This is a genomic window from Kitasatospora sp. NPDC056800, from assembly GCF_042789775.1.
Classification (GTDB): Bacteria; Actinomycetota; Actinomycetes; order Streptomycetales; family Streptomycetaceae; genus Kitasatospora.
In genome coordinates this window covers 1-9,679 of record NZ_JBHUAL010000284.1, presented here as the reverse complement: position 1 = coordinate 9,679, position 9,679 = coordinate 1, and the positions used below count along the sequence as shown (strand labels likewise).

10 protein-coding genes and 1 pseudogene are annotated in these 9,679 nt (G+C 75.0%); 5 read left to right on the top strand and 6 right to left on the bottom strand.

The window, feature by feature from the left end; genetic code table 11:
* Window positions 1-91: 91 nt before the first annotated feature.
* A pseudogene (locus ACFRQN_RS37945) lies at window positions 92-547 on the top strand (MOSC domain-containing protein); the annotation flags it as partial.
* Between the two features lie 12 nt (window positions 548-559).
* On the opposite strand, the gene ACFRQN_RS37940 reads toward ACFRQN_RS37945, so the two are convergent.
* The 3 genes from ACFRQN_RS37940 to ACFRQN_RS37930 form a co-directional block, all read right to left on the bottom strand.
* Window positions 560-862, bottom strand: coding sequence for a hypothetical protein (locus ACFRQN_RS37940; RefSeq protein ID WP_380745147.1), 303 nt, complete (start codon window positions 860-862; stop codon window positions 560-562).
* A gap of 99 nt (window positions 863-961) precedes the next feature.
* A complete protein-coding gene (locus tag ACFRQN_RS37935; protein ID WP_375875564.1) occupies window positions 962-1,243 on the bottom strand; it encodes a metal-sensitive transcriptional regulator in 282 nt (93 codons plus the stop codon).
* A 117-nt stretch (window positions 1,244-1,360) separates the two neighbouring features.
* Window positions 1,361-1,681 carry a heavy-metal-associated domain-containing protein gene (locus ACFRQN_RS37930; protein WP_380745144.1) on the bottom strand — a complete coding sequence of 107 codons (321 nt, stop codon included), beginning with the start codon at window positions 1,679-1,681 and terminating at the stop codon, window positions 1,361-1,363.
* 230 nt (window positions 1,682-1,911) lie between these two features.
* Here ACFRQN_RS37930 and metF point away from each other — a divergent pair, with 230 nt between their 5' ends.
* Entirely contained in the window at window positions 1,912-2,844 is a 933-nt protein-coding gene (gene metF / locus ACFRQN_RS37925) for a methylenetetrahydrofolate reductase [NAD(P)H] (RefSeq protein WP_380745142.1), read from the top strand.
* Between the two features lie 80 nt (window positions 2,845-2,924).
* Here metF and ACFRQN_RS37920 read toward each other — a convergent pair whose 3' ends face one another.
* Window positions 2,925-3,230, bottom strand: coding sequence for a hypothetical protein (locus ACFRQN_RS37920; RefSeq protein WP_380745140.1), 306 nt, complete (start codon window positions 3,228-3,230; stop codon window positions 2,925-2,927).
* A 225-nt stretch (window positions 3,231-3,455) separates the two neighbouring features.
* Window positions 3,456-5,042, bottom strand: coding sequence for a serine protease (locus tag ACFRQN_RS37915; RefSeq protein ID WP_380745138.1), 1,587 nt, complete (start codon window positions 5,040-5,042; stop codon window positions 3,456-3,458).
* Window positions 5,043-5,165: 123 nt separating this feature from the next.
* On the opposite strand from ACFRQN_RS37915, the gene ACFRQN_RS37910 reads away from it, so the two are divergent.
* Window positions 5,166-5,813, top strand: coding sequence for an RNA polymerase sigma factor (locus tag ACFRQN_RS37910; RefSeq protein ID WP_375877149.1), 648 nt, complete (start codon window positions 5,166-5,168; stop codon window positions 5,811-5,813).
* Window positions 5,810-6,919 (top strand): CU044_5270 family protein, encoded by a 1,110-nt coding sequence (locus tag ACFRQN_RS37905; RefSeq protein WP_380745135.1) that lies wholly within the window; start codon window positions 5,810-5,812, stop codon window positions 6,917-6,919. Before ACFRQN_RS37910 ends, ACFRQN_RS37905 begins: the two co-directional genes overlap by 4 nt.
* A gap of 104 nt (window positions 6,920-7,023) precedes the next feature.
* Here ACFRQN_RS37905 and ACFRQN_RS37900 read toward each other — a convergent pair whose 3' ends face one another.
* Window positions 7,024-7,929 carry an NADP-dependent oxidoreductase gene (locus tag ACFRQN_RS37900; RefSeq protein ID WP_380745133.1) on the bottom strand — a complete coding sequence of 302 codons (906 nt, stop codon included), beginning with the start codon at window positions 7,927-7,929 and terminating at the stop codon, window positions 7,024-7,026.
* Window positions 7,930-8,208: 279 nt separating this feature from the next.
* On the opposite strand from ACFRQN_RS37900, the gene ACFRQN_RS37895 reads away from it, so the two are divergent.
* Window positions 8,209-9,645: an MFS transporter gene (locus tag ACFRQN_RS37895; protein ID WP_380745131.1), complete on the top strand. Its 1,437-nt coding sequence runs from the start codon at window positions 8,209-8,211 to the stop codon at window positions 9,643-9,645.
* Window positions 9,646-9,679 lie beyond the last annotated feature (34 nt).

The following is a 9,679-nucleotide window of genomic DNA, read 5'->3' as shown; positions in this document are numbered from 1 at the left end:
GCTGTGGCTCCCTCCTCCGCCTTGCGATGCACGCACCCCAACGCCGCCCCGCCCGCCCTCCGGGCGGACGACGGGAGTTCGAAGACAGGCCCTGGGCGTCGAAGGGGACGTGCACGCCGGGGTGACGGTCCGGCACCGGTCCCGGGTCGCCCAGGACCCGACGCAGCCCAACCTGCGCCAGGTCCACCTGATCCACCGCGAACTGCTCACCGAACTCGGCGAGTCGGGCTTCGACGTCACGCCGGGCGCCCTCGGCGAGAACATCACCACCGAGGGCGTCGACCTGCTCGGCCTGCCGGTCGGCGCGGTGCTGCGGATCGGCCCGGAGGCCGAGGTGGAGATCACCGGCCTGCGCAACCCGTGCACCCAGATCGACGCCTACCGGCCCGGCCTGCTCAAGCAGGTCGTCGGCCGTGCCGAGGACGGCACGATCGTGCGCCGCGCCGGCATCATGGGCGTCGTCCGCACCGGCGGCCCGGTCCGACCCGGCGACGCCGTCGCGGTCGAGCTGCCGGACGGCCCGCACCGCCCACTCGACCGGGTCTGAGGACGGCGCACCTCAGGGCGCGTTGTCGTCCGGGTGCCCGTCGACGCGGCGCAGGTCGTAGAGGTACGACCGGCCGGCCTTCCAGCTGCGCCACGGCCCGGTCGGCGGGAGCTCCCGGTGCCGGTCCTCGCCCAGTAGCGGACCGGAGTTGGGCACGCCCTCGGCGTCGACGACGCACCAGCCCCGCTCCGGCGTCCACCGGCACCACAGGTCCAGGTCCCGCCGCCGGTAGGACGGGCGGCCGTTGGCGGTGCCGTTCAGGTCGAAGCGGTAGACCAGTCCGTCCAGGCGGCGGACGAACTCGATCGCGGACACGGCTGATCCCCTCCTGGAATGCCCCGGCGAGATACCCCCACCCCGTAACAGTGGTGGCCCCCGGTGGACGGCGGAAGGGCCGTCGTCTCTGAGGCGTGGTCAGGACCTGACCAGGCGGGCGATGGCCTGGTTGGCCTCGCGGATCTTGGTGCCCGCCTCCTGGCCGCCCTCGGCGATGGCGTCCCGGACACAGCATTCGATGTGCTCGTCGAGGAGTTGGAGGGCGAAGGACTGGAGGGCGCGGCTGGCGGCGGACACCTGGGTGAGGACGTCGATGCAGTAGGTGTCCTCCTCGACCATGCGCTGGAGGCCACGGATCTGGCCCTCGATGCGGCGGAGCCGCTTGCGGAAGTCGTCCTTGTGCGAGCTGTAGCCGGCCATGGCCGTCTCCGGTTCCTGTGCGGTGAGGCGTGCGCTCACTCTACCGGGGGCGTGCCGAGGGGGAGTCGGCCCGGACGGGCGGGGTGGCGCCCTCCCGTCCGGGCCGATGCCGGAGGCTCAGGCCTCGACGCGGCCGACCAGCTCGTAGCCGGCCTCGTCGACGGCGGCGGCCACGTCGGAGTCGGTGAGCGGCAGGGTGCTGCCGACGGTGACCCGGCCGGTGGCGAGGTCCACGGCGACCTCCTCGACGCCGTCGAGCTTCTTCAACTCGGCGGTCACCGAGGAGACGCAGTGGCCGCAGGTCATGCCCTTCACCTGGAAGACCGAGGTCCGGCCGGACTCGGCGGCCGGTGCCGCGCCGGCGCCGGTGCCGCACGAGCCGCAGCAGGAGGTGGCCTCGGCGGCGGCGGACTCGACGGTGACGGTGGTCTCGCTCATGGGTGTGCTCCTGTCGTGGTGCCCGGCGCCGGCCGGACTGCCCGGGCGGCTGCTTCCTTTCGAACATACCATACCCCCCTAGGGTAATTGATAGAGCTGCCGGAGCACCTTCCACCGCCCGGACGCGCCGTCAACGACCCGCTGTGACAGTCCTGTTGCGGGTGCCGGGGCAGGGTGGAGGAGCTCCCCCGCATCCCCGGACGACCGACCCCACCACCTGAGGTGAACCCATGGACCACACCACCCGGCGCACCCCGCGCGGCCTGCGCGACATCCTCGCGGCCGGCGAACGGACCTACTCCTTCGAGTTCTTCCCCGCCAAGGACGAGGCCGGCGAACGCGCCCTGTGGGCCGCGATCCGGCGGGTGGAGGCGGTCGCGCCGACCTTCGTCTCGGTCACCTACGGCGCCGGCGGCTCCTCGCGCGACCGCACCATCGGCACCACCGAACTGATCGCCGCCCAGACCACCCTGCGCCCGGTGGCCCACCTCACCGCCGTCGGCCACTCCACCGCCGAACTCCAGGCCGTCCTACGGCGCTACGCCGACGTCGGCATCCGCGACGTCCTGGCCCTGCGCGGCGACCCGCCGGGCAACCCCAACGGCCGCTGGGAGCCCCACCCGCAGGGCCTGCGCTACGCGGCCGAACTCGTCCGACTCGTCAAGGAGTGCGGCGCGTTCACCGTCGGCGTCGCCGCCTTCCCCGAGCGCCACCCGCGCTCGGCGGACTGGGACGACGACATCCGGCACTTCGTCGCCAAGTGCCGGGCCGGCGCCGACTACGCCGTCACCCAGATGTTCTTCGACGTCGAGCACTACCTGCGGCTGCGCGACCGGCTGGCCGCGGCCGGCTGCGCGACCCCGGTCATCCCCGAGATCATGCCCGCCACCGACGTACGCCAGATCAGCCGCTTCGCCGAACTCAGCGGCGCCTCCTTCCCCGCCGGACTGGCCCGACAGCTGGAGGCGGCCCGCGGCGACCGGGCGACCGCCCACCGCATCGGCGTCGACCACGCCACCAGGATGGCCGAACGCCTCCTCCACGAGGGCGCGCCCGGCCTCCACTACATCACCCTGAACCGCTCCACCGCCGCCCTGGAGATCCACCGCAACCTCGCCCTCACCACCCCGACCCCCCGCCCCCTGACCCCCACCGCGGCCTGACCCCTGCGGTGAACGGCGAAGCCGAACCAGTCCGCCGCCGGCCTCCCCACCCGAGGAGGCCGGCGCCGGAGGGCGCCTCGCTACGAACGGAGTCCATCATTCGCGCGTTCCGTCGCGGCGGCCGACTCGGCGAGTGCACGGACGACGAGCAATGCCGTCCCCTCGTCGTGGATCCCTGTCGATTCCCTCTGCTCCACGATCATTTCCGCTGCCATGTGCGCCGTGGCATGCGCCAGCGAGTACTCGCCCAGGACCAGATCCCGCCCGATGATCCCGATGACAGCGTCGAGAGCGGGGACGACGTCGTACAGGTTCTTTCCATCCGCCCACACGGCTTCTCGGGCCCTCGGATCCTCACTCATGAACGAGATCTTCTCAAGGACCACGGGGCCGACCGACTGTGGGCCGGCAGGCGCGCGAACCCTGTCCTCCACCGACTCCACCGCGGCCGGCGGCGTGAGCGAACCGGCTCGGCCGGGATCCCGGCCGAGCCGATCTCGGATCCGGTAGGCACAGCAGGGCCCTGCTCTGCCTGCTTGACCTTCGATGAGACAGGGTGTGATCCGTCAGGCCTCGGTGAGGATCGCTCAGGGTTCGTCGCAACGGGACGGTCAGCGGGTGCGGTAGGCCTCGGTGATGGTCTGGTCGAGGGTGTTGCCGTCGGTGTCGGTCAGTTCGGCGCGCAGGGAGACGGTGGTGCCGGCCGGGGGGTTGTGGACGATGACGGCGCCGGCGTCGAGGGGGAGGCGGGTCCAGGAGGCGCCGCCGTCGGTGGAGGAGGAGACGGTGAGCGAGCGGACGCGGCCGTCCGCGGCGGCGCCCTGCACGGTGACCGGGATGCGCAGCGCGCTGCCGGCCGTCGCGGTGCCGGATGGGTCGAGCCCGGGGGCGAACCGTACGACGCTGACGGGGAGTGCGGTCGGGGCGGCGGTGGTGGCGGAGGCGAAGGTCCAGGACGCGGTCACCCGGGTGGTCGCGCCGGCCGCGGCCTTGCGGGTCGCGGTGGTGGCAAGGCGGTAGCCCGCCGTGCCCGGGGTGACGGTGAACTCGCCGCGCCCGGCGGCGTCGGAGGCGGCGCCGACCAGCACCCCGTCGCGGTACAGCGAGGTGTAGGCGGTGTCGAACGAGGGGGTCCACGGCACGTGGCCGTCGCCGTCGGCGAGCAGCGGGACGTCCGCGGTGATCCGGTCGCCGTCGCGGGAGACGGCGGGGCGGTCGGTGAGCGCGGGGCCGAAGACCGGTCCGTCGAAGGTCCGGGTGGTCGTGGCCCCGGCCCGTACGGCGACGCGGTCTTCGGTGTAGTAGGTCGGCCGGCTGCCGTCGGCGCGGGGGACGGTGACGCCGATGTCCCAGGTGCCGCGTTCGGGTGCGACGTGGAAGGTGGCGGTGCCGGGTGTGGTGACGCTCCGGGATTCGCCGATGCTCGCTCCGTTGCTCGGCTGGAGGCTGACGAGCGCGGTTCCGGCGCCGCCCGGTCCGGCGGCGCCGCGGATGTTCACGGTGGCCAGCTCCTGCGCGGAGTAGTGCTTGCTGAGCCCGGTCAGCGCGCGGGTGCCGGTGGAGGTCCGGCCGAGCAGATAGCCGCCGGTGTCGGTGTCCCAGTTGACGTCGAACCACTGCTTGACCGCCCCGGCCTCGGTCTGCGGCCCGAGGTGGGCGACGCGCAGGTTCGGCGACCCGTTGGCGACGTTGACGGTCCTGGTGGCACCCTCGTGTGTGACCTCGACGAACATCCCGCTGTGCCGGAAGCGCGCGGACCCGTCCGGGGGCCGGACGTCGACGAGGGCGGTGGTCCGCGCGTCGACGGTGACGGTGGTGTCGTGGTCGAGGTCGAGGCGCGGCTGGACGATCCAGTCCGTCCAGATCGTGCCGCCCGGCTCCAGACCCGAGGTCAGGTTGCTGTCCAGCACGTACCGGCCCTTGGGCAGCCGTACGGTGGTGACGCCGGAGGGGGCGTCCAGCCGGACCGAGGTGTCGGCGCCGGGGCCGGAGATCCCGGTGACGCTGGTCCGGTACGGCGCGGTCGCCTGGCCGGCGCGGTCCAGGTGCCGGACGGTGAGGGTGTACGTCTCCGGCTCGGCGGCGAAGGCCGGGCCGCCGAGGGCGGGAGTCGAGGCGCCGGCCAGGGCGACGGCGACGGCCAGGGCCCGGAGGGCGTTCCGGCGGGGAACGGAGCGGGGAGCGGAAGCTGTGGTCATGTCCTGTACTGCTCGGAGGGGCACCGGAGTTCCTGTGAGCCGGGCCACACACCAGTGATGGCTGTGACGCACGTCACCGGAACCCGGGTGCCGGACCGGGCAGGGCAGAGTGTGGAAGCACTCATGAGAACGCGTCTGCGCCGCGGCGACCCCGACGTCCTGGGCGAGCTCTACGACGAGCACGCCCAGGTGCTGTACCGCTACGCCCTGCGCGTGACGGGCGACTGGGCGGAGGCCGAGGACGTCGTCTCGACGACCTTCCTGGAGGCGTGGCGGGGCCGGGAGCGGCTGCACCCCGACGGCGACGGCCTGCGCCCGTGGCTGCTGGGGATCGCGACCAACGTCATGCGCCGCAACGCCCGCGCCCGGCGGCGCCGCGACCTCGCGCTCGCCCGGATCCCGGAGCGCGGCGCCGTCCCGGACTTCTCCGACGACCTGGTCGCGCACCTCGCGGACGTCGAGGAGCTGCGGGCCGCGCGCCGGGCGCTCGCCCGGCTCCGGCGGCGCGACCGGGAGGTCTTCACGCTGGTGGTGTGGGCCGGACTGGACTACGCGAGCGCGGCCGAGGCGCTCGGCACGCCGGTCGGGACCGTCCGCTCGCGGCTGTCCCGGGCGCGGGCCCGGCTGCGCGAACTCACCGAGGCCGAGGCCAGGGCGGAGGCGAAGGTGAAGGCGAAGGCCGAAGCCAGGGCCCGTGCCGCCGCCCCCGCCCTGCCCGTACCGGGCCGCCTCCCCGCGCTCCGGCCGTCGACCCAGGAGAGCCACGGATGAACGCCACCCCGCGGCGCGCCGCGCAGCGCCCGGCGTCCGAGGAGTCGGAGCGCCGCGAACTCGCCGGGCTGCTGCCCCCGCCGGCGGTGCCCGACCTGGACGCGGACCGCCAACTGCTGTTGAGGGAAGCGCTGTTGCGCCAGGCCGCCGAGCCGCAGGGCCGCCCCGCTCCGCGAGCCCCGCTCCGGCGTCCGGCCAGGCGTTCGGCCCGCTTCCGGATCGCGGTGCCGGCGCTCGCCTGCGCCCTGGCGGTGGTCGGCGTCGTGGCGTCGGACCGCGGGGGCGTAGGGACGCCCGGGCGCGACCACGCGGCGGTGGCGGGAGGCGGTGCGACCGGCGGCTCCGAAGCCGTACGGCTGCTCGACCGCATCGCCCTCGCCGCCGCCGGATCGGAGCAACCGGCGGTCCGCGCCGACCAGTTCGTCTACATCGAGAGCAGGGTCGCCTACGCAGCGCAGAGCGCGGGCGGCGGCCCCGTGACGATGGCGCCCGCGCACACCCGGCAGGTGTGGCTGTCCGCCGACGGCAGCCGCCCCGGCCTGCTGCGCGAGGAGGGCGGGCCGGACACCCGGCTCGGCGAGGACGGGCCGGTCCTCCACCTCGACCAGCCGGGGGCGACGGCCCGGCCCGAGGCGTTCGGCGGGGGAGGCGGTCCGTCGGTCGGCGAACCGACCCACGCCTTCGTCGCCGCGCTGCCCACCGACCCGGACGCCCTGCTGCGGCTGGTCAGGGAGCAGACCCGGGGCCAGGGCCAGGACCCGGACCAGCGGGCGTTCACGGCGATCGGCGACCTGCTGGCCGAGACCTGGGCGCCGCCGCAGGTCGGCGCCGCGCTCTACCGGGCGGCCGAGCGGATCCCCGGGGTCACGGTGGTCGCCTCGGCCGTCGACGCCGCCGGACGCGAGGGCGTCGCCGTGGCCCGTACGGCGTACGGGCGGCAGACGCAGTGGGTCTTCGACCGGAGCACGTACGCGTTCCTCGGCGAGCGCACGGTCCTCGCCGAGGACGGCGAGGCGGGCCCGGCCGGGACGGTGGTCGGCACCTCCGCGGTCCTCGCCCGGGCCGCCGCCGACCGCGTCGGCGAACTCCCGCCGCCAGTCCGGTAGTCCGGTGCCGGCCCACCTTCGCCGGGTTCCTCCACGAGGGCCCCGGTGCGGTGGGCGCGGCGCGGCCGAGGGCCGCTCGCGGGTGAGGCGGCCGAGGGCGGCGGTCAGAACGTCACGACGATCTTCCCGGCCAGGCCGCCCTCGCGGAACCGCTCGTGCGCGGCCCGGATCTCCTGGAGCCCGTACGTGGCGTGCACCCGAGGCCGCAGGGCGCCGGCGTCGACGAGCCGGGCCAACTCGGCCAGCCCGGCGCCGTCCTCGCGCACCTGGTGGACGGTGGTGCGCACGCCCCGGGCGGAGAGGTCCGGGACGGGGCCGGCCTGGGTGGCGATCGAGGCGTAGCGGCCGCCGTCCGCGACCGCGTCGGTGACGAAGGCCCCGAAGGTGTCGAAGACGGCGTGGTAGCCGCCGCCCCGGAAGGCGGCGGGGTCGGTGGAGACGAGCCCCGCGCCGTGCTCGCGGGCGAAGCCGGCCTGGGCGTCCCGGGAGACCAGGGCGTCGACCTCGACGCCCCGCGCCCGGGCTATCTGCAGGGCGAGCCCGCCGACCGCGCCGGCGGCACCGGCGATCAGCAGCCGCTCGCCGGCGGACACCGCCAGCCAGTCCAGCGTCTGCAGGGCCGTCAGCCCGGGCAGCGGCAGCGTGGCGGCCTCGACCAGGCTGACCGCCCGCGGCGCGACGGCCACCGCCGCCGCGGGGAGGACGACCAGGTCGGCCCAGGTGCCGCGGGTGGTGCCGAGCTGGTGGGACATGGCGATGACCCGTTCCCCCGCCTCCAGCGGGCTGTCGCCGCCGTCGACCACGACGCCGGCCAGGTCCCAGCCGAGCGTCGTCGGCAGCGGGGGAGTGCCCTCGCCGATGGCCCCCTCCCGGGTCTTGTCGTCGACGGGGTTGATGCCGCTCGCGACGGTCCGGACCAACACCTCCCCGGGGCCGGGCGCGGGCCGGGGGGTCTCGACGAGGTCGAGGACCTCGGGGGTGCCGAAACGGTCGATCTGGATGGCGCGCACGGAAGGCCTTTCACGAGGCGGGTGCTGACGCCTGGTGAAACCCCGCCGGTGGACGCCGGATTCCCCGCCCTCGCGGGCTGCCTCCCGCCGCCGGGCCCCGTTCCCCGCCGCCCCGGCTCCGTTGACTAAACCCTACCCCCCTAGGGTATGTTCTCGGTCGTCCTCACCGGGGTCGTCGACCGGCACATCCACCGTGCCCGTCCTGCGAGTTGGCGATCCTCGGCGATCGCCGCGAGGCACCGCCCCCGGCCGATACCCCTCACAGACAGGGAGTAAGAGATGGCAACCGACAGCACCGGGCCCGACCCCCGGAGGTGGCGCGCACTGGCGCTGATCGCCGCCGCGCAGTTCGTGGTGATCATGGACACCTCGATCATCGGGGTGGCCCTGCCCAGGATGAAGGACGCCCTCGGCTTCGGTCAGGAGGACCTGTCCTGGGTGTTCAACGCGTACGTGGTCGCCTTCGGCGGCCTGCTCCTGCTCGGCGGACGGCTCTCCGACCTGCTCGGCGCCCGCCGCCTGTTCAGCGCCGGCTGGGCGGTCCTCGGCGCGGGCTCACTGCTCGCCGGCCTCGCCGGGAACGTGCCCACCGAGCTGGCCGGCCGCGGCGTCCAGGGCCTCGGCGCCGCCCTCATCGCCCCCTCGGCGCTCACCCTGCTGATGACGCTCTTCGGCGGGAACCCGAAGGAACTGACCAAGGCCTTCGCCCTGTACGGCGCGGCGGCCCCGGCCGGCGGCACCGCGGGCGTCTTCCTCGGCGGCCTGATCACCCAGTACGTCAGCTGGCCCTGGGTGTTCTACATCAACATCCCGGTGGCCGTGGTCGCGCTGCTCGCCACTCCCGCGCTGATGCCCTCCGCGCCCCGGCGCCGCGGCGGCATCGACCTCGTCGGCGCGCTCACCGTCACCGCCGGACTGGCCGCCGCCGTGTACGCCGTCGTCCGTGCCCCGGAGGCGGGTTGGGCCTCCGCGTCGACCCTGCTGACCCTGGCCGGCGCGGCCGTGCTGCTGGCCGCCTTCCTGGTCGTCCAGGGCAGGCGCCGCGAGCCGCTGATGCGGCTGGGCATCTTCCGGGTGCCGAACCTCGGCGCCGCCAACCTCGCCCAGTTCCTGCTGGCCGCGGCCTGGGTGCCGATGTGGTTCTTCCTGAACCTCTACCTCCAGCAGGTCCTCCACCTCGGCGCCTTCGCCAGCGGCGCGGCCCTGCTGCCGATGACCGTCGCCATCATGGGCATCATGATCACCCTGGCGCCCCGGCTGATCGCCCGCTTCGGCCCCAAGGCACTGGTCGTCACCGGCATGCTCGCCCTCGGCGCCGGCCTGGCCGGGCTCTCGCTGGCCCGCCCGGACGGCAACTTCTGGACCGACGTGCTGCCCGCCTCCCTGCTCGCCGCGACCGGCATGGCGCTCGCCTTCATCCCCTCCCTCGGCACCGCGATCTCCAGCGCGCCCCCGGAGGACGGCGGCCTCGCCTCCGGCATCGTCAACACCGGCTACCAGGTGGGCTCGGCGCTCGGCCTGGCCGCGATGACCGCACTGGCCGGCGCCCGGACCCCGGACGCCACCGTCCAGGGTCTGACCTCGGGCTTCTCCGCTGCCTTCCTCGGCGCCGCGGCGATCGCGGTGGCCGGGGGCCTGCTCGCGGCGGCCACCCTGCGCACCCCGCGCCCCGGGCGCGCGGACGCCGCCGGGACGAAGTCCGCGACGGCCGCGTGAGGACGCCCACCACCCCGCCCGCCCCGCCGGGGGC

Excerpts from the sequence above, each read along its gene's own strand:
- ACFRQN_RS37935 (WP_375875564.1), bottom strand. The coding sequence starts at position 1,243 with ATGGCCGGCTACAGCTCGCACAAGGACGACTTCCGCAAGCGGCTCCGC.
- ACFRQN_RS37930 (WP_380745144.1), bottom strand. The coding sequence starts at position 1,681 with ATGAGCGAGACCACCGTCACCGTCGAGTCCGCCGCCGCCGAGGCCACC.
- metF (WP_380745142.1), top strand. The coding sequence starts at position 1,912 with ATGGACCACACCACCCGGCGCACCCCGCGCGGCCTGCGCGACATCCTC.
- ACFRQN_RS37915 (WP_380745138.1), bottom strand. The coding sequence starts at position 5,042 with ATGACCACAGCTTCCGCTCCCCGCTCCGTTCCCCGCCGGAACGCCCTC.
- ACFRQN_RS37910 (WP_375877149.1), top strand. The coding sequence starts at position 5,166 with ATGAGAACGCGTCTGCGCCGCGGCGACCCCGACGTCCTGGGCGAGCTC.
- ACFRQN_RS37905 (WP_380745135.1), top strand. The coding sequence starts at position 5,810 with ATGAACGCCACCCCGCGGCGCGCCGCGCAGCGCCCGGCGTCCGAGGAG.
- ACFRQN_RS37895 (WP_380745131.1), top strand. The coding sequence starts at position 8,209 with ATGGCAACCGACAGCACCGGGCCCGACCCCCGGAGGTGGCGCGCACTG.